We start from the raw sequence: 19,837 nt of genomic DNA, 5'->3' as shown, positions 1-19,837 counted from the left end.
ATCTGAAAACCCCTTGAACACCTTGCCATCGCCGTCTTCCATTGCTGCGCTGCAGGCGCGCCATGGTCCGCGTTATCGCTGGCTTCTGCTGGTGGCGGTCATGGTCGGCACCATGGCGTCCATCATGTCCTCGACCATCGTGAATGTGGCGATTCCTGACATGAGCCAGTACTTTTCGCTGGGCCAGGGACGCGCGCAATGGGTCAGTTCGGGCTTCATGGTGGCCATGACGGCATCCATGCTGACCACGCCGTGGCTGCTCGCGCGTTATGGCTACCGCAACACCTACGCCGGGTGCATGCTGCTGCTGATGGCCGGTGGCTTTTTGGGCGGGCTGGCCAACAATTACGGCCTGGTACTGGCGGCGCGCGTGGCCGAAGGACTGGCCGCTGGCGTGGTGCAACCGATTCCTGCCATCATCATCATGCGGGCCTTTGGACCGCACGAGCAGGGCCGGGCCAGTGGCTTGTTCGGCATGGGCGTGGTGCTGGCGCCAGCACTGGGCCCCAGCATTGGCGGCGTTCTGGTCGACCTGTTCGGTTGGCGCTCGATTTTTTTCCTGGTGATTCCGTTTTGCCTGCTGTCGCTGTGGATGGCCTACCGCTATGTGCCCGACGCAGCACCCGGTGGCGTGTCGGCCAACCGCAACACGCCAATGATTGACTGGCGCGGCCTGGTGCTCGCCGCTGTCGGCACGCTTTTCCTGCTCAACGGCATGGTGGCGCTGCAGGGCAATAATGCGCTGGTCGCGGCGGCCTTATTAGGCGCCTTTTTGCTGCTGCTAGGCCTGTTTTTGTGGTGGCAACGCCGCATGGCCGCGACGGGTCGCGTGCCGCTGATGAACCTGGCTCTTTTTGACAACCGCCAGTTCGCCATGGGCAGCGTGGTGGCCTTTATTTACGGCACGGCGCTGTTTGGCTCAACTTACCTGCTGCCGGTATACATGCAGCTGGGCCTGAATTTGTCGGCCTCGCATGTGGGCACCATCCTTTTGCCCGCCGGCCTGGTGCTTGCCGCCACGATTGCCGGCGTGGGCCGGTTGGCCGACCGGCAGCCGACCTGGTTGCTGGTCAGCATAGGTCTGGGCCTGCTGGCCGCCTCGTTTGCGCTGATGCTGACAGTGACGCTTGCCTCCACGCTCTGGCTTCTGATTATTTGGGCCACCCTGGGACGCATCGGGCTGGGTTTTATCCTGCCTTCGCTCAACCTTGGCTCACTCAGACCACTGCACAAAGACCTGATGGCGCAGGGCGTGAGCGCGATCAGCTTCGTGCGCATGCTGGGCGGTGCGATTGGCGTTAGCCTGTGCGGCATTGTGCTGGAGTGGCGGCTCGCCGCGCATGGCGATTCACTCACCAATGCCGCCAGCAGCCCGGCCCGCCTGGCGGCTTTCAACGAAGTCTTTTTAATGCTGGCCGCCTTGTGCCTGCTAGCCTTGATAGCCGCATCGCAGCTGAGGGAAACCGTGCCCGCCAGAAAGGACTGATTGATGTGTCAACTGCTTGGAATGAATTGCAACGCGCCCACTGACGTGACCTTCAGCTTTCGCGGTTTCGCGCAGCGCGGCGGGCATACCGACCAGCACACCGACGGCTGGGGCATTGCTTTTTTTGAAGGCGACGCCTCGGCAGGCGGCGACAAGGGGCTACGCCATTTTGTCGATCACCAGCCCGCCTGCGAGTCACCGGTTGCCGACCTGATTAGCCGCTACCCGATCAAGAGCCGCAACGTGATTGCGCACATCCGCAAGGCAACGCAGGGTCGCGTGGCGCTGGAAAACTGCCACCCTTTCGTGCGCGAGCTGTGGGGCCGCTACTGGGTATTCGCGCACAACGGCGACCTGAAGGATTTCGCGCCGCGCCTGCATGGCAGCTTCAAGCCGGTTGGCAGCACTGACAGCGAGCGGGCATTTTGCTGGATCATGCAGGAGCTGGCCAAATCCCACGCCGGCGTACCCAGCGTGCCGGAGCTCACCCTGACGCTGCGTGAACTGGCCGCGCAGATAGCGCCGCACGGTACTTTCAATTTTCTGATGAGCAACGGCCAGGCGCTCTGGGCCCATGCCTCGACCAGCCTGTTTTACGTGGAGCGCCGTCACCCTTTTACCCATGCCACGCTGAACGACGAGGATCTTAGCATCGACTTTGCCGACCACACCAGCCCGACAGACCGGGTGGCGGTAGTGGTGACTGCGCCGCTCACCACCAACGAAAACTGGACCGCTTTTGCGCCCGGTGAACTCAAGGTCTTTCAGAACGGCGGTCTGATGAAGGAATGAGCCGGCAGCGCTTCCTTGCTTGAGGACTACAGCGTCTGCGCCACGGCCTGTTCCAGCGCGTCAATGAACATCGCCGCCACGTCAAAACCCATCTGGTCATGAATTTCCTGGAAACAGGTCGGGCTGGTCACATTGATTTCGGTCACATAGTCACCAATCACGTCGATGCCGGCCAGCAGCAGGCCACGTGCGGCCAGTACGGGGCCTAGTGTCTCGGCGATTTCAAGGTCACGCGCTGACAGCGGTTGCGCCACGCCAAGGCCGCCAGCGGCCAGGTTGCCGCGCACCTCGCTGCCCTGCGGAATGCGCGCCAAGCTGAAGGGTACCGGCTTGCCGCCGATCACCAGCACGCGTTTGTCGCCCTTGACGATTTCGGGCAGGAACTTCTGCACCATCAGGCTTTGCGCGCCATGGCGGTTCAGCGTCTCGGTGATGGAGCCCAGGTTCAGGCCGTCCGGCCCGACGCGGAAAATGCCCATGCCGCCCATGCCGTCCAGCGGCTTGAGGATGATGTCCCGGTGTTCGGCATGAAAGCGCTTGATGTCCTCGGCATCGCGCGTCACCAGCGTCGGGCCGATAAATTGGGGGAACTCCATGATGGCGAGTTTTTCAGGGTGATCGCGCAGTGCGCGCGGCTTATTGAACACATTGGCGCCATCGCGCTCCCCCTGCTCCAGCAGGTGCGTCGCGTAGAAGTATTCGCTGTCAAACGGCGGGTCCTTGCGCATCAGCACGGCGCCAAAGTCCTTCAGCGCCACCGCGCGCGTGCCGGTCGCCTCGAACCAGTTGACCGCATCGCCGGTCAGCGTGATGTCGCGCACATGGGCCATCACGGCCGCGCCGCGCTGCCACATCAGGTCCTGCTGCTCGCAGGCGCTGATGCGATGGCCGCGTTTTTGCGCCTCGCGCATCATGGCGAAGGTGGTGTCCTTGTAGGTCTTGAAGGATTCCAGCGGATCGGCGATAAAAAGAATGTTCATGGATTTTTCAGTGACCTGGAGGTCATGGTTGTTTGAACCGCTCCCGCCAGGAGGCGCGGCGCTCTTGGCCGTATTGTTGTACAAACAGCGGAACGCGCCGGCCGCCACGCCCCAAAAGGCCGAGCCGACAGCGGCTATTGCGACGCCATAGAGCGTCACCAGGAAGGTGACGAACACCGGCTCGGCCAGCAAAAAAGTCACAGCAGGCTTTTCGTGGGGCTTTTTGGCTTTTTGGCTTTTTTGGTTTTATGAGCTTTTTCGGCCTCTTGTCCAATGAATACGGTCATACCTTGCTATTGAATTTGTAGTAGTTCTGGCGCTGGGTGAATGTGCTGTAGCGGAGTCGCTTGGCGGCAAGTGACTTTCTCTTGCTTAACCAGAAGAGAGTCACCCAAGAAAACCCGACCCGCAGTCAAAGTTCCTGCGTTGCACCCAAAAAGTGGGGTGCAGCGCAGCGGACGCAGAAACTAGCGGTCGCCTTTCTTTTGCTTGCTTTTCTTTCGCGACGCACAGACAGGTGGGTAGTCGCCAAGCTACCCCGGTCAGCAAACCTGCGAAAAGGTAAATATGCTATTAATTAAATAGCATAGTGTGACCGTAGTCATTGGACGAGAAGCACTTACAAAGCGGAAAGCACGGTTTTCGTCAAAATCGCACGGACCGCGGCACAAAAGAGATGCGCGAGGAACACTGGCGCAACGGCGCCCTCAAATCTCGATCTTGCTACCCAGTTCCACCACGGAGTTGTTCGGCAGGTTCAGAAAGTCCGCCGCGCCACTCGCGTTGTGGTGCATCTGCGCGAAAAGCTTCTCACGCCAGGCCGCCATGCCGCCGCCAATCGTCGGAATCACCGTGTCGCGAGAGAGGAAGTAACTCGTGGTCATCGGCTCCAGCTGGCAGCCCCGGTTCTTGATCTGCTGCAGCGCCTTGGGCAGATCCAGGTCGTTCTTGAAACCATAGTTCACATTGACCTGCCAGCAATCGTGCCCCAGTGATTCAATTTCGAGACGCTTGTTCAGGCCAATCCACGGCACCTCGTGGTTGCGCACCGTGACAAACAGGTTTTGCTGGTGCAGGACCTTGTTGTGCTTCAGGTTGTGCAGCATCGCATTAGGCACGGTGCCCGGCTCGGCGGTCAGGAAAACGGCGGTGCCTTCGACGCGCACCGGCGGACTGACGAACACGGCGTCCAGAAAACTGGGCAGGTCTACCGCGTCGGCGCGCATCTTTTCGTTGAGCAGCCGGCGGCCCTGCTTCCAGGTGGCCATGACCGTGTACAGGACAACAGCCAGCACCAGCGGAAACCAGCCGCCCTGCATGATCTTGAGCAAGTTGGAGGCGAAGAACGCCACATCAACGATAAGAAAGAAGCTGCTGGCCGCGATGCACAGCCACAGCGGGTAGCCCCAACCGTAGCGCACGACGAAAAAAGTCAGCACGGTGGTGATGACCATCACCAGACTGACCGAGATACCGTAGGCCGCAGCCAATGCGGTGGACGAACCAAACAAGCCGACCGCCGCGATGACGCCGACCAGCAGCATCCAGTTCACGGCAGGGATGTAGATCTGTCCGGTGTCGCGGATAGACGTGTGGAGAATGCTCAGGCGCGGCAGGAAACCCAGCTGGATGGTCTGCTTGGTGGCCGAAAAAGCACCCGAAATCAGCGCCTGCGAGGCGATCACGGTGGCTGCAGTGGCCAGCACCACCATGGGAACCAGGGCCCATTCTGGCGTCATCAGGTAAAACGGGTTTTCCGCTGCTTTGGGGTTGGCCAGCACCAGCGCGCCCTGGCCGAAGTAGTTGAGCATCAGGGACGGCATCACCAGGCCGAACCAGGCGAGCCGGATCGGCCGCTTGCCGAAATGACCCATGTCGGCATACAGCGCCTCGGCACCGGTAACGCACAGGAACACCGCGCCCAGCGTGATGAAAGCAAGGGTGTAATGTTCAGTCGCAAAGCGCAGCGCATGCACCGGCAGCATCGCCATCAGCACCTGCGGGTTCTGCACGATCTGCATCAACCCGGTAAAGGCAATGGCAAGAAACCAGACGACGGTGATCGGACCGAAGAACTTGCCGATGTCTGCTGTGCCCCGGCGCTGCACCGCAAACAGCAGCACCAGCACCACCAGCGAGATCGGCACCACGTAAGGCTTGGCCGCAGGCGTGACGATCTCCAGGCCCTCCACCGCCGACAGCACCGAGATGGCCGGGGTGATGATGCCGTCGCCGAAAAATAGCGCCACGCCGAACACGCCGACCATCAGCAGAACACTGCGCAGGCGCGGCTGGTCCTTGACCGACTGCGACGCCAGCGCCAGCAAGGCCATCAGTCCACCCTCGCCACTGTTGTCGGCGCGCATGATCAGCACGACGTATTTGACGGAGACCACGATCGTCAATGTCCAGAAGAACAGCGACAGCACCCCAAGGATGTTGGCCTGCGTGATCGGCACATGGCCGCTCACGAAAACTTCCTTGAAGGCATACAGGACGCTGGTCCCGATGTCGCCGTAGACAACCCCAATGGCGCCCAGGGTAAGCGCCGATAGCGATGATTTTTTACTGGACACAAAAACTTTCTGTTTTTGGCGATGGAGCGCGACTTGCAAATATTTTCATGGCTGATACCCCCGCAATCTAATGGAAAAATATCCGGAAAAATCCTAAATCTCAATTTTGCTGCCCAGTTCCACCACGGAATTATTCGGCAGGTTCAAAAAGTCCGCCGCGCCACTCGCGTTATGGTGCATCTGCGCGAAAAGCTTCTCACGCCAGGCCGCCATGCCGCCGCCAATCGTCGGAATCACCGTGTCGCGAGAGAGGAAATAACTCGTCGTCGTCGGCGTCAGCTGGCAGCCCTGGTCTTTGATCTGATGCAGCGCCCGGGGCAAATCCAGGTCGTTCTTGAAACCGTAGTGCACATTGACCTGCCAGCAGTCGTGCCCCAGCGACTCGACTTCGAGGCGCTTGTTCTGGCCAATCCAGGGCACTTCGTGGTTGCGCACCGTGACAAACAGGTTTTGCTGGTGCAACACCTTGTTGTGCTTGAGGTTGTGCAGCATCGCATTGGGCACGATACCCGGCTCGGCGGTCAGGAAGACGGCAGTACCGTCAACCCGAAGCGGCGGGTTGACAAACACCGCGTCCAGAAAGCCCCGCAGACCGAGGGCATCGGCGCGCAGTTTTTTGTTGAGAATGCGCCGCCCTTCTTTCCAGGTAATCATCAGCGTGAACACCGTGCCGCCAATCATCAACGGGAACCAGCCGCCGGCAAACAGCTTCATGAGGTTGGAGGCGAAGAAGGCGAAGTCCACGACGAAGAAGACGCTGGTGGCGGCCAGACACAGACTGAGCGGGTAATTCCAGGCGTAGCGAATCACGTAAAAGGTCAGAATGGTGGTGATCAGCATGTCGGTACAGACCGCAATACCATAGGCCGCCGCCAGATTGCTGGAGGAGCGAAACATCACCACGGCCAGAACGATGGTGACAAACAGGCTCCAGTTCACAAAGGGCAGGTAAATCTGGCCGGTGTCGCGAACGCTGGTGTGCTGGATGCGCAGCCGCGGCAGATAACCCATCTGGATTGCCTGCTTGGTGACGCTGAAAGCGCCGGTAATCAGCGCCTGCGAGGCAATCACCGTCGCCAGCGTGGCCAGGCCCACCAGTGGCAGCAGCGCCCAGTCAGGGGCCATCAGGTAAAACGGGTTTTTGACGGCCGCCGGGTTGTTCAACAACAGGGCGCCCTGGCCGAAATAGTTAAGCACCAGCGAAGGCATGACGATGGAAAACCAGGCCAGGCGGATCGGTTTTTTGCCGAAATGCCCGAGATCGGCATAGAGTGCCTCGGCGCCGGTGACGCACAGCACCACCGCCCCCAGAATAATGAAGGTGACGGCCGGGTTGGCCCAGATGAACATCAGCGCGTAATGCGGACTGAGCGCCCTGAGGATGCCCGGGTTGGTCACGATTTGCGAAACGCCCAGCAGTGCAATCACGACAAACCAGACGATGGTGATGGGGCCGAAAAACTTTCCAATCCCGCTCGTCCCATGCTTTTGCAGCGCAAACAGCCCGAACAGGATGACCAGCGTGATCGGCACCACGCCTTTGGTGAAGGCGGGTGATACCACTTCCAGCCCTTCAACCGCCGACAGCACGGAAATCGCCGGCGTGATGACGCCATCGCCGTAAAACAGCGAGGTGCCAAAAATGCCCACCAGCAGCAGGGTGCGCCGCAGCTTGGGCCGGTCCCGCACGGCGGCGGAAGCCAGCGCCAGCATGGCAATCAGGCCGCCCTCGCCATTGTTGTCGGCGCGCAGCACCAGCGTGACGTATTTGATCGAAACGATGACGGTTAGCGTCCAGAAGAAGATGGACAGGATGCCGTAAACGTTGTCAGGAGTGAAAGGAACGTGCCCGGAGCCAAAAACTTCCTTGATGGAATAAAGAACGCTGGTGCCGATGTCGCCATAGACGACACCAATGGCGCCCACCGTGAGCGTTGCGAGTGATGATTTTTGACTTGTCACAAAAACTGCCCGTCTGGGGCGATTAACCGGCTAATCGCCGTCAAAGCTGGCCGACGCCGATGGAAGGGTTACCTGAGGGACCGCTATTTTGCACTGAGGTGCCGGGCTTGCCACCGGACACACCCCCCTGGTCAGCAGAAACCGGCGTTCCGTTGCACCGCAACAACTCGCCTCGCAATGGGAAACTTTTAAGCGCTGCAGTAACCGGCATCGCCGGCAAAAACCTGGCCCACTGGCTTTCGAAGTCTTGGCCCCTGTTCTTATGCCGAATCGGCCCCATGTCCAGTATCTACGGTCACACCAAGCTATTAAATTAATAGCGTTGAGGCCAGCCGGCACTGCGACCGGCGATCAGTCGTACACCTCAGCGTCCGGATCGGTCACTTCTAGCTCATAACTGGAGGCCAGCATGGCGAGCCGGGCGACGACGCCATACATGTAAAAGCGATTGGGGCCACTGGAGCCGGGTTTTTCGCCAGATTGCGGCAGCCGGCCGCTGTCGGCAAAGGCCAGCGGAACGAAGCTGGCGCCGGGAGCGTTGAGGTTTTCGTCAATGCCGCGCTCGGCGTGAATCCTGTAAAACCCGCCGACCACATAGCGGTCGACCATGTAGACCACCGGCTCGGCGACGGCATCGTTGACGCGCTCGTTGGTCAGCACGCCTTCCTGGATGATGACGTCGGAAAGTGTCTGGCCGTCCTTGAGTACGCTCATCTTGTTTTTGGTCTTGCGGTTCAGGCCGCCCAGCTCCTTGGCGTCGTGCACAGTCATGATGCCCATGCCATAGGTGCCGTTGTCAGGCTTGACCACGACAAACGGCTTCTCGTTGATGCCGTATTCCTTGTATTTGCGCTTGATGCGGGAGAGCAGTGCATCGACGTGGGTGGTCAGGCATTCCATGCCCTCGCCTTCGGCAAAGCTGACTTCGCCGCACTGCGCAAACATCGGGTTGATGAGCCAGGGATCAATTCCCAGCAACTTGCCAAAACGCTTGGCGACTTCTTCGTAAGCCTTGAAATGGTTGGACTTGCGCCGCACCGACCAGCCGGCATGCAGCGGCGGCAGCAGATGCTGCTCGTGCAGGTCTTCCAGAATGCCCGGGAAGCCGGCCGACAGGTCGTTGTTGAGCAAAATAGTGCAAGGGTCGGCTCCTTGCTGTCTGAACTCAGCGAGCCAAAGCGCACGTTGAGGCCGGCCTGGTGAAAAATTCGCTTGAGCTGCAGCACATTGGACAGATAAAAGCTGTTGCGCGTGTGGTTTTCGGGCACTACCAGCAGGTTGCGCGCTTCGGGACAGATTTTCTCAATTGCGGCCATCGCCGCCTGCACCGCCAGCGGCAGCATCTGCGGCGTCAGGTTGTTCCAGCCGCCGGGGAAGAGATTGGTGTCGACCGGCGCGAGCTTGAAGCCGGCGTTACGGATATCTACCGAGCAGTAAAACGGCGGGGTGTGCTCCATCCACTCCAGCCGGAACCAGCGCTCGATGGCCGGCATACTCTCGATGATGCGTTGCTCAAGTTCATTGATGGGGCCGGTCAGGGCGGTAATGAGATGCGGAACCATGCGGCCACTTTCGAATGGGGGTTTTGTTGTCTGGCTCGATGATATATGACCGACTCATCGGAAACCGGGGTCAGAAGGCTGGCTTGCAAGCGAATTTTCGGGGCTACCCGGGCGCGGGTGAGCGGCACCCGGCCGCCGCTTGCGGCTCAGCCGCGCACTTCACCCTGGCCCAGCACCACATACTTGAGCGAGGTCAGACCCTCGATACCAACCGGACCGCGGGCATGAAACTTGTCGGTACTGATGCCGATTTCGGCGCCCAGGCCAAACTCGAAACCGTCGGCGAAGCGGGTGCTCGCGTTCACCATGACGCTGGCGGAATCAACCTCGCGCAGGAAACGCTGGGCGTGCAGGTGGTCGCGCGTAAGGATGGCGTCGGTGTGGTGGCTGGAATACTGGTTGATGTGGACAATTGCCTCATCAACGCCTTCAACCACCTTGATGCTGATGATGGGCGCCAGGTATTCCTCGTACCAGTCCTGCTCAGTGGCCGCCTGAACGTTTGCGCCGCAAAGGGGGCGCAAAATCGACTGCGCCTCTGCATCGCAGCGCATTTCCACGCCTTTGGCCGCGTAGATCGCGCCGATTTGCGGCAGGAAAGCGGCCGCCACGCCACGCGCCACCAGCAGGCCTTCGGTGGCGTTGCAGGGACTGTATTTCTGCGTTTTGGCGTTGTCGGCGATGTTGACCGCCATGGCGATGTCACAGGGATCGTCGACATAGACATGGCAGTTGCCGTCCAAATGCTTGATGACCGGCACTTTCGCACCTGCGCTGACCCGCGCTATCAGGCCCTTGCCGCCGCGCGGAATGATGACGTCAACATACTGCGCCATGGTGATGAGCAGGCCGACGGCTTCGCGGTCGGTGGTGGGCACCAATTGCACCGCATCGACAGGCAGGCCCGCATTGCCCAGGGCTTGCTGAACCAGCGCCGCCAGCGCCTTGTTGGACTCGATGGCCTCGGAGCCGCCGCGCAGGATGCAGGCATTGCCGCTCTTGATGGCCAGGCTCGCCGCCTCGATCGTCACATTCGGACGACTCTCGTAAATCATGCCGAAAACGCCGATCGGCACCCGCATCTGGCCAACGCGAATGCCGCTGGGTTGCTGCTTCATGCCGATAATTTCGCCAATCACGTCGGGCATGGCGGCGAGCTGCTCGCAACCCAGCGCGACGGTTTCAATGTCTTTCGCGCCGAGTTTGAGCCGGTCCAGCATCGGCCCGGCCAAGCCGGCCGCGGCGGCGCGCGAAAGATCGCGCTGGTTGGCCACCTGCAAAGCCGCAGCATCCTGCCGCAATAAAACTGCCAAGCCCGAGAGTGCTTTGTTTTTTATAGCTGCTGATGCCCGGGCCATATGGACCGAGGAGGTTTTTGCCTTTAAACCGATGGATTCCATCAATTTCAGGAGCTCGCCATGAGACCGGTCGCTGTTTGAAGGGTGGAAGTCAGGCGCGTTCATGGCGCTATTTTGCCCGCATTCAAAGACGTGGCCGCGCTACTTGCGGGAAGTGACACCCCGGCGCTGCATCATGTCTTGGCTCATCGCCTCCAGGTCCGCTGGCGACAGCGTGGCCTGGGCGGCAGGGTAGATCAGGCCGTTTTCGCTGTCCAGATGTTGCCGGTACATGGCGGCGAACTGATTCAAGGCCCCAATCTGGGCGGGTGTGAGCGGCAGCACGCCGGATACTGCGCTGTCGGCGATGGTTGCAAGCGTACGGCGTGCCCCGGCCCAGGCCAATTCCATCTGCCGATGGTCCTGTATCAGCCGCGCCACCAGATCGCGCAAGGCGGCATCCGGTCCCGCCTGCAATGGAGGAAACACATGCAGTTCTTCATCCTCGTGGTGCAGCGGCGCGGCGATGTCGAAGTAACGCATCACGTCGCGTGCGGCCTGACGGGCAGGCTCATCGCAGCCCTTGTCCAACAGGTGCTGCTGCAGCCTGGCCTGCAGAGTCAGCATGCGCTCAACCCGCTCGTGGCAGGTGGCCAGCATTTCAAACGGCGCCTCAAAACCTGCGGCCGGCGAACTGTGGCCAGGCAGCATGACCGCTCGCCTGGTGGCCCGATTGACCGGGCTTGGCGTGTGCATCTTCGTTATTGCAGTCATGTCAGCCCTTTCAGCCTATCTGCACGGCTTGTCCCCGGGGATCGAAAGGGATGTAGGCGCCAATCTCGCCGCGCTTGATCGCTTCGACCATGCGTTGCAGGGGTTCTTCAGCATCTTCGCTGCTGGGCATGCGGTCCAGCGTGCCCGACATTGCGGCGGCAAACACAATGCCCCAGTCGTGGCCGAACTGGCTGGACTCTCCGATCAGCGTGTCAAATGACGCCAGCTCGTCGGGGCGCTTGTCCACGCACATCAGCGGCACCAGCGCGCCGCCCTGACCGGCCTCGAAACGCTCGCGCTGCGCGGGAGTCGCGTCCTCAGGCAGCTCGACGCCAGCGAATACGAATAACAGGCGCTGCGGCTCCGCCTGGGACCGCGCAGCCTTCAGCAGGTCGTCAAAACTCGAAATATCCATAACAGTATCCAGTGCAAAAAATAAGGCGCAGGCCGATCCCTGCTGATTAAACGCCAGCCACCACAGCCCCGTCGGAGCAGAGGGTACTGACAAAGTCGGCGGGCAGCGGCCGCAAGCGGGCGATCTTGCGCGACTGCACTGTGCCCACACTGACGAAGCACAACGCATGTTCGGCCGGCCTCAGACCGAACAGTGCGCGCAGGCCGCCGGACTTTAGCGCCTTGCCGCTGGTCAGCGCCGAGCCGTAGCCCAGCGCAGTCGCCATCAGCAGCATGTTCTGCAGCGCGCAGCCGGTGGACACCATGCGTTCAAACAGATCAATGTCGGGGTCGCCCCGCCCGCCATCGACGACCACCAGCAGGAGCAGCGGTGCGCGCTGCGCTTTTTCGCGCGCCTGCGCCAGTTGCCCGGGCGTGGCGGAGGCGTCGCGCTCCATCAGCGCCGCGCTGAATACCTCGGCCAGACATTCACGCGCCGCCTGCGGCACGATGACAAAACGCCAGGGCAGCAGCTGGCCGTGGTCAGGTGCCGTGGCTGCGGCGTTAAGGATCATGGCCAACTGGCCCGCGTCCGGTCCGGGTGCCATCAGGCGCTTGGGCAGTATGGTTTGCCGCGACTGCATGAGAGCGGCTGTAAGCGACGCCGTATCGCCGTCGCAGGGTTCGACGGGTGTTTGCACGGACGCAGCAGGCAGGCTCATTGCGCTTTGCCCCTAGCCGGCGCGGCCATCAGCCCGCAAACGCCCATACCAGCCGCCCAACCGCAAGCCCCAGACCGCCATGATGGCCGCCCAGAGCAGCGCAGCGGCCAGCAGCAGCCAGCCTGCAAAGATGCTTTGCATCGCACCGGCGATACGCATCAAGGTGGCTGCCTGCAGCAGCCAGAACAGCGACCAGACGATACCGTCGGCGACCAAGGCGCGCCCGCTGTGCCCGCAGGACACACGCGTGACCATGGCCAGCATCAGCGACGCCAAACAGCCCATGGTGAGCGCATGCAGAGCGCCCAGGCTTAGCACCGGAGCGCCTTGCACCCAGCCCAGCAATTGCGCAACGCCGCCCAGCGTGAGTGCGAGGCCTAACCATAAAAACCCGATGTGAAGCATCGCCAGCAGACGGTTTTTGAGGCTCTTTACCAGCCCCCAGGCAAGGGCGAGCCACAGCAACAAGCCGCCGGCCACCAGTTCGAAAATGCCGCGAGACAGCGTCCATGCCGTGCCGGAAAATCCCGTAAGCGGGCCGCCGAATGTGACCCACGCAGCTGCTACCTCAAAGGCGGCAACTCCCAGCATCAGCCACAACACCCAAAACGGCCGCCAAGCGTCCAGCGCGGGAACGGCGCTGGAGGTAAAAAACGGAATCATGCGGTGCGCAACCGACACGTAAACCACCAGCACAAAACCCCAAAGACCGGAGAGCAGGCAAGCCAGCGCCACAGTGAAAGCATTGAACGACAAACCGAGCACCAGCCCGGCCAGGCTCAGGCAACCGACGATGCAGCCGGCGCCAATCGTCAACGCATGCACACGGTCTGTCATGCGGCTGCGACGGATCAATTGCCAGAACATCAGTGTCATCCATGTCAAGCCCAACCATGCCAGCGAAAGCGCAGCAATCGCCACACCCGCATTGAAATGCGCTGCTGCAAGCCACACCAGCCAACCCGTGGCCTGCAGCAGCATCGGCGTCAGCAGGCGGCCTGTTTCGTGCGGCCGAACCGCGAGCCACTTGGGGCCGGCAGTAAACAAAAATCCGGAAAAAAACAGTGGAATAAAACCGAAAGTCATGACCGCCCCATGCACCAGCGAAGGTGACAGGACGTAGGATAAGTCCAGCGTTGCAGTCATCCGGTCAAACTGCACCAGTGCCCACCACGTACCGGCCGCAACCAGCACCAGCATGGCAAGGAAAAACCCCAGCCTATGGGGCGCCAGCAATAGATAGCGGGGCCGCCAGTTGCGGTCAAGCGTTGCCAGCGCCTCGGCGGAGGGCTTACCGTTCAGCCCCCGCAGCGGGATAACAGTTGCCTGGTTCATCCACAGACACCCAGGTAGCCGCATTGTGTGCAGTAGTCGCAGCCGTCCTTGCGGATGACCGCGTGTGCGCCGCACTCGCTGCATTTTTTACCCGCCATCAAGGGTGGTGCCAAAGTTGTCGCAACCGGAACCAGGTCCACTGGCGTTTCATGGGCCACAGCCTGGCTGGCTCGCCGCGTGATGATGTTCTGCACTGCATACGCAATGGCTGCAACTTCCGAGTCATGCCATAGTGGCACGCGTGCGCCGTCCACCTTTTCGTAGGTACCGAGGCGCACTGGGCCACGGTCCCAGGCGACCTTGCGCATGTCGCTGAGTGCGCGCTCCAGGAAACCGCCGCGCGCGGCCAGCGACAGCATGCGCATGCTGGAAGTGATCCATTGCTGCGATTCACCGCTTTGCCCCACCGGCATGAAAAACTCGATGGCGCGCTCTACGATGCCGCTGCCATTCACTGCCGGCACCGGCAGGAAGGAGACGATGATGTACAGCGTCTTGTGGCCTTCCTGGGTCCAGTACTCGACCTTTTCCGCCACCGCCGACAGGGCGCCCTTGGGACGGCTCTCAATGACCGTGCGCATCGGGTCCGCTGGCGGCGTAACCAGGGCTTCAGGCGCCGCCTCGGGGCTGGGGTGGATTTCAAGCACCGCACCCAGAATCGCATTCGGCCGGTAGGTAGCCAGGCCCTTGAGCCGCGCACGCCAGGCCTGCTGATACAGGCTTTTGAAGTCGTCGTAGGCATAATTAGCCGGCACGTTCACGGTTTTGGAAATGGCGGTGTCGATGAAGGGCTGCACCGCTTCCATCATGGCGATGTGGCTTGTCGCCGACATGTCGAGCGCTGAGACAAAGTACTCGGGCAGCTGGTCCACGTCGCCGCCGAGTTCACGGTACAGTCTCCAGGCGTGATCCTCTACCGCGTATTCTGTGGTGCTGCCATCGGACTCGCGCTTCTTGCGCCGGTACATCCAAGAAAACGCCGGCTCGATGCCGTTCGATGCGTTGTCGGCAAAAGCCAGGCTGACTGTCCCGGTAGGCGCAATCGACAACAGATGGCTGTTGCGGATGCCGCCCGCGCGTATGGTCTGCTGCAGCTCAGCCGGCAGCCGGCTGGCAAAGGTGCCGGTGGCAAGATAGCCGTCAGCGTCAAATTTCGGGAACGCCCCCTTTTCTTTCGCCAATGCCACCGAAGCGCCATAAGCCGCATCGCGCATGCGCTCGGCGATGCGGGCCGCCATGTCGCGGCCCTCGGGCGCGTCGTAGCGCAGCCGCAACATGGTCAGCGCATTGCCCAGGCCGGTAAAACCCACGCCGATACGGCGCTTTGCGCTTGATTCGGCCTGCTGCTGTGGCAGGGGCCAGAAAGTCACTTCCAGCACGTTGTCGAGCGCGCGCACCTGGGTCGCAACCGAGCTTTCAAAAGCATCAAAGTCGAACTCTGACTCGCCGTCAAAACCAAAGGGATGGCGCACAAAGCGCGTCAGGATAATGGGGCCGAGATCGCAGCAGCCATAGGGCGGCAGTGGTTGCTCGCCGCAAGGATTCGTTGCGGCGATAGACTCGCAGTAGCGCAGGTTGTTGTCCTGGTTGATGTTGTCCAGAAACAGGATTCCAGGTTCGGCAAAGTCGTAAGCCGAGCGCATCACGGTATCCCACATTTCACGCGCTGCCACGGTTTGATAGACCCACAGTCCGTCGGCACGCTGAAAAGCGCCCTGTGCAATCAGGGCCGCGCCGGGTCTGGCCTTGTGTACCAGTTCCCAAGGCTGATCGTCGCCGAGTGCTTGCATGAAGGCGTCTGACATGCCCACGGACACGTTGAAGTTGTTCCAGCGGCCGGGGGTGCGCTTGGCGGTGATGAACTCCTGCACATCGGGATGGTCGATGCGTAGCACTCCCATCTGTGCGCCGCGCCGGGCGCCTGCGCTTTCCACCGTTGAACACGACTGGTCAAAAACATTGATGTAACTGCATGGCCCGGAGGCCATGGACGCCGTGCCCTTGACCTCGGCGTTACGCGGGCGTATGCGCGAAAAGTCATAGCCCACGCCGCCGCCGCGCCGCATGGTTTCCGCCGCCTCGCGCAGGGCTTCGTAAATGCCGGGATAGCCGCCGTCGTCAACGCCCTGGATGCAGTCGCCGACCGGCTGCACGAAACAGTTGATAAGAGTCGCCTGGATCAAGGTGCCGGCCGCGCTCATGATGCGGCCCGCGCCAATGGCGCCGGCGTGCAGATTCTCCAGGAACAGCGCCTCGTGCCTTTCCCGCTCAGCCTGCGGCTCAACCGAAGCGAGCGCTCGCGCCACGCGCCGAAATACGTCTTCCATGCCGCTTTCGCCTGGCTTGAGATATTTCTCCCTGAGCACATCGTGACTGATGGGTTGGGTGGCGGTCAGGTCCTGCGGACGCCCGAAGTGTTCACGCTTCATGTATTTTTTTCCTCAAGAAAGGGCGGCCGGACGAATGCCGCCCAACAACCACTGCATTAATTCTTGCACCGAACGTATCTGATCGCCAAATGGCAGACGTGCGGCACCACGGAAAAAAAGGCCTTTTTTTGCATCCCCCTCAAAGGCATGCGCCAGCTGTTGGTCGATGCAGAATTGGCCCATGGCGGCGACGCCATCACGCAGTCCGCAATGCGCCAGACAGTCAAAAGACATATTGCATCTTGCCTTGACATGGGCGACCGCTTTGAGCCTGGACTCCAGCCGGATGTATTTCTCCAGCCAGGGCGTTCGCACCGCGCGCGCCGGCAGCCCGGCTACGCTGACAAACTCCACCATATCCTCGGGCTTTGCTTCAGCCAATACCTTTTTGAAGCCTGCGTCGGCATCGCACTCCTGCGTGACGGCAAAGGCGGTGCCGAGTTGCACGGCCGATGCACCCAGCGCCTGCAGGCGCAGAATGTCGTCACGGCAACTGATGCCGCCTGCCGCGATCAGCGGGATTTCTCGCTCTATGCCAGCGGCCTTGAAGAATTCCAGCACCTGCGGAATCACGACGTCGAAATCAAACCGCCTGTCATGCAGGTCAGCCACTTTTGCAGCCCCCAGATGGCCGCCGGCCAGCCCCGGGTGCTCAATAATGATGGCATCGGGCAGCCGGCCTTTTTTTTCCCATTTGCGCACGATGAGCTGCACGCCGCGGGCGTCGGAAAGAATGGGAATCAGGGCGACCTGCGGATGGTCACGCGCCAGCTCGGGCAAATCGAGCGACAGGCCCGCACCCACCGCCAGCGCATCGGCGCCACTGGCCAGAGCCTGGCGAACGCAGGCTTCGTAAGCGCTGATGGCCTTCATGATGTTCACGGCAATCAGCCCGCGGCCCTGCGAGATTTCTCGCGCGCGGCGAATCTCACGGTCGAGCGCTTCAAGGTTGGCGGCGTCAATCAACTGGCGCGCGTCGGGCTCCTTGTCCAGATGACCGGTTCTATCCATCAGGTCGGCATGCAGACGGCGCAAATCGACTGAAGAAACCGTGCCCACGCCGCCCAGCCGCGCAACCGCGCCAGCCAGACCGCCCGCCGAGACGCCCACGCCCATGCCACCCTGTACAACCGGAATCAGCTCCTTGCCACCTAAGCGCCAGCGCCTGAGGCCTGAATCGTTTGACAGGGTTTGCAAACTGGCGGCGGCGGTCGCTGCGTCAAGGTTTGCGGTCGCGACCCGATCAGTCGGAAATGATTTGTCCATCGTGCTCCACATAGTGTTGGTAGGGGCGAGTGCCACAATGGAATGCTAACGAAGCAGCAACGAAGTCGCCTTGCTGTGCGTCAAACATATAGGTTTCTCCGTGTTTAATCACATGGTTCCAGCCATCCAGCGTCAACGTTGCGCCCTTACACTGCGCGCCGCTCCGGGGAGTATTCCGCACGACGCTCCGGCTACAACATCACAGAATGCTGCCCGGTGCGGCGCAGCGCCTTGCGGCTGGGCTGGCACCGGCAGCAACGCCTGGCGGGCGGCCTTGAGCCAAGCCCGCAACCCCAACCGCCTCATACGGTACAGCATCGTGGGCAGCTCGGATGGCACCGCAGTGGCTGGGGTCAAAGATCACGATGCGTCCCACATTCAGATTCAGTATGGCAAACCTGATTCGCCCGTGGTGCCGTGGTGGCCCATCCGTTGCCAAGCCGTCGTGCAGCGGAGCGAGCCCCCACGCTATGCACGATAAAAAGCTCGCCGGGGCCGCTTCCGGTCGGCAAGCAGAGCACCAGCCGCAAGTCTGAACAACCTGTAAACCGTATTTTGAAGGTGCCGCCCCTGTGCCATCGAATTCCTAAACCGCTGCTGGTGTGGCGGAAAATAATTAGACCTGAAACCCCGCAAACGCAGCAGCAACTCGTCGGTGGTTGCGGCGTGCTCGCTCATTGAACCAGCGGAGAGTCAGCGCCTTCAAGGTCAACGCCTTCCACCAGCGATTCCCCTACCAAAAGGCTCATGTACTGGTGTAGCGCCCTGGCGCGCGACTGCATGGTCAACAGCGCCGTAATGCGCTCATGCACTTCCTCATAAACGGGCTGCTTGCCCGCGCGGCGGTTCAATACGTCGATGATGTGAAAACCGAAACGCGTGTGCATCAGTCGTGGATGCACACCCATGCCCCACTGCGAATGCTTCTGGTTAAATAATTCGTTGGCCAGTTCAGGAGCACAATCGTCAGGACCAATCCAGCCGAGATCGCCACCCTGAGCGCTGCTTGGGCAATTTGAAAGTTCGCTTGCCAGCTGGGTGAAGCGATCGGCGTGGACGCCCTTGTGACTTAGTTCCAGCAACGCTTTTTCCGCATAAACCGTCAGTGCATGCACATTGACACCAGGCGTGACCGCAAACAGGATGTGCCGCACATGCAAGGCTTGGCCCACCAAAAACTGCTGCTTGTGGGCTTCGTAGTAGCGCTTACCTTCTTCCTCGGTCGGCTGAGGGGTAAGCACTTCCTCGTCCACCATGGACTCGATGATCTTGCGCTCGGATTCGCCAAGCTCCGGAGCCATCAGCGCCTTATGACGCGGCAACAAGCCCCTCATCACCGCATGCTGACGCAGCAACTCGGAATAAGCCAGTTCGCGCAGCGCATGCAGGTCTGGCTGCTGCCCTGGCTCATGCAAGGCAATGCCATTGACGAAAGCTGTGGGCGCAGCGGCCTGGGTTGGCGTATTGGCGCAATGGCAGGCACTGCTGCCGCAGCCGGTGACTGTGGAAGTGGGGGTACTCATGAAAGGGTCCTTGCGGTCTAGATTGATTTTTGACGGTTACTTGGCGTCCTGCCGGGGACACCAAGGCGGCGGCTGCGCACCACCTGGTAAGGCCGGAACAGGTAGCCGACCGAAGCAAAACCGCTCCACACATGAACCAGTCGGCTGAACGGAAACAGCAGGAAAATCGTCATGCCGAAAACGACGTGGAACAGGTAAGGCCAAGGCAGACCGGCCAGCGCTGCAGAATCAACAGCGCGCAGTGTAAGGATGCGCTGCGCCCAATCAGCCAGGATCAGCATGACGCTGCCGTCAGAGTGCGCCCATGAAAGCGGCAAGGTAATCAAGCCCACCACCAGCTGCACCCATAAGATCAGCAAGATCGCCAGGTCGGTTTTGTGACTGGTGTAGCGGATACGCTCGTCGAAGATACGGCGATAGATCAACATCGACAGGCCGACGAAACACAGCACGCCGGCAACGCCGCCCGCATAGATCGCAATGCGCTGCTTGACTGATGCCTCCATGAAGTGGGCATAGAACGCATGCGGCGCCAGCAGGCCCACCAGATGGCCGAAAAACAGGAACAGGATGCCCACATGGAACAGGTTGCTGCCCCAGCGCAGCAGGCCGGTGCGGAGCATCTGTGACGAGTCGCTTTTCCAGGTGTACTGGTCGCGGTCGAAACGGATCAGGCTGCCGACCAAAAACACCGGCAGGC

14 protein-coding genes and 1 pseudogene are annotated in these 19,837 nt (G+C 61.0%); 2 read left to right on the top strand and 13 right to left on the bottom strand.

The features are described from left to right. Nucleotides 1-13: 13 nt before the first annotated feature. Both HHJ19_RS07365 and HHJ19_RS07360 read left to right on the top strand, forming a co-directional pair. Nucleotides 14-1,486 (top strand): MFS transporter, encoded by a 1,473-nt coding sequence (locus HHJ19_RS07365; protein ID WP_296905449.1) that lies wholly within the window; start codon nt 14-16, stop codon nt 1,484-1,486. A 3-nt stretch (nt 1,487-1,489) separates the two neighbouring features. Further along, nucleotides 1,490-2,278, top strand: a complete 789-nt coding sequence (locus HHJ19_RS07360) for a class II glutamine amidotransferase (RefSeq protein ID WP_296905447.1) — start codon at nt 1,490-1,492, stop codon at nt 2,276-2,278. 26 nt (nt 2,279-2,304) lie between these two features. Here HHJ19_RS07360 and gshB read toward each other — a convergent pair whose 3' ends face one another. The 13 genes and pseudogenes from gshB to narI all read right to left on the bottom strand — a co-directional run bounded on the left by gshB (nt 2,305) and on the right by narI (nt 19,835). Beyond that, nucleotides 2,305-3,258 (bottom strand): glutathione synthase, encoded by a 954-nt coding sequence (gene gshB / locus HHJ19_RS07355; protein WP_296905469.1) that lies wholly within the window; start codon nt 3,256-3,258, stop codon nt 2,305-2,307. A 707-nt stretch (nt 3,259-3,965) separates the two neighbouring features. Next, a complete protein-coding gene (locus tag HHJ19_RS07350) occupies nt 3,966-5,834 on the bottom strand; it encodes a potassium transporter Kup (protein WP_296905445.1) in 1,869 nt (622 codons plus the stop codon). Between the two features lie 93 nt (nt 5,835-5,927). Further along, nucleotides 5,928-7,796 carry a potassium transporter Kup gene (locus tag HHJ19_RS07345; RefSeq protein WP_296905443.1) on the bottom strand — a complete coding sequence of 623 codons (1,869 nt, stop codon included), beginning with the start codon at nt 7,794-7,796 and terminating at the stop codon, nt 5,928-5,930. 351 nt (nt 7,797-8,147) lie between these two features. After that, nucleotides 8,148-9,358, bottom strand: a pseudogene (gshA, locus tag HHJ19_RS07340) (glutamate--cysteine ligase). A gap of 146 nt (nt 9,359-9,504) precedes the next feature. Further along, nucleotides 9,505-10,758 (bottom strand): glutamate-5-semialdehyde dehydrogenase, encoded by a 1,254-nt coding sequence (locus HHJ19_RS07335; RefSeq protein WP_296905467.1) that lies wholly within the window; start codon nt 10,756-10,758, stop codon nt 9,505-9,507. A gap of 99 nt (nt 10,759-10,857) precedes the next feature. Next, complete coding sequence (locus HHJ19_RS07330) at nt 10,858-11,469, bottom strand: hemerythrin domain-containing protein (RefSeq protein ID WP_296905442.1); 612 nt, start codon at nt 11,467-11,469, stop codon at nt 10,858-10,860. A gap of 10 nt (nt 11,470-11,479) precedes the next feature. After that, nucleotides 11,480-11,884, bottom strand: coding sequence for a ribonucleotide reductase subunit alpha (locus HHJ19_RS07325; RefSeq protein WP_296905439.1), 405 nt, complete (start codon nt 11,882-11,884; stop codon nt 11,480-11,482). 46 nt (nt 11,885-11,930) lie between these two features. Further along, nucleotides 11,931-12,584 carry a nitroreductase gene (locus HHJ19_RS07320; protein ID WP_296905437.1) on the bottom strand — a complete coding sequence of 218 codons (654 nt, stop codon included), beginning with the start codon at nt 12,582-12,584 and terminating at the stop codon, nt 11,931-11,933. A 12-nt stretch (nt 12,585-12,596) separates the two neighbouring features. Beyond that, on the bottom strand, nt 12,597-13,919 hold the full coding sequence (locus HHJ19_RS07315; RefSeq protein ID WP_296905435.1) for an NnrS family protein: 1,323 nt from the start codon (nt 13,917-13,919) through the stop codon (nt 12,597-12,599). Next, complete coding sequence (locus tag HHJ19_RS07310; protein ID WP_296905433.1) at nt 13,916-16,348, bottom strand: adenosylcobalamin-dependent ribonucleoside-diphosphate reductase; 2,433 nt, start codon at nt 16,346-16,348, stop codon at nt 13,916-13,918. Before HHJ19_RS07310 ends, HHJ19_RS07315 begins: the two co-directional genes overlap by 4 nt. Before the next feature lie 12 nt (nt 16,349-16,360). Then, the gene (locus HHJ19_RS07305) at nt 16,361-17,614 is read right to left on the bottom strand and encodes a nitronate monooxygenase family protein (protein ID WP_296905431.1); all 1,254 of its coding nucleotides are present in this window, start codon (nt 17,612-17,614) and stop codon (nt 16,361-16,363) included. A 674-nt stretch (nt 17,615-18,288) separates the two neighbouring features. Next, the gene (locus HHJ19_RS07300; protein WP_296905429.1) at nt 18,289-19,137 is read right to left on the bottom strand and encodes a peptidylprolyl isomerase; all 849 of its coding nucleotides are present in this window, start codon (nt 19,135-19,137) and stop codon (nt 18,289-18,291) included. Between the two features lie 17 nt (nt 19,138-19,154). Next, nucleotides 19,155-19,835 carry a respiratory nitrate reductase subunit gamma gene (gene narI / locus HHJ19_RS07295; RefSeq protein WP_296905427.1) on the bottom strand — a complete coding sequence of 227 codons (681 nt, stop codon included), beginning with the start codon at nt 19,833-19,835 and terminating at the stop codon, nt 19,155-19,157. Between the last annotated feature and the right edge of the window lie 2 nt (nt 19,836-19,837).

Origin of the sequence: Polaromonas sp., assembly GCF_012927415.1 — a bacterium.
GTDB lineage: Bacteria > Pseudomonadota > Gammaproteobacteria > Burkholderiales > Burkholderiaceae_C > Polaromonas.
The sequence above is the reverse complement of the archived record's forward strand: the minus strand, read 5'-3'. Positions and strand labels throughout refer to the sequence as shown.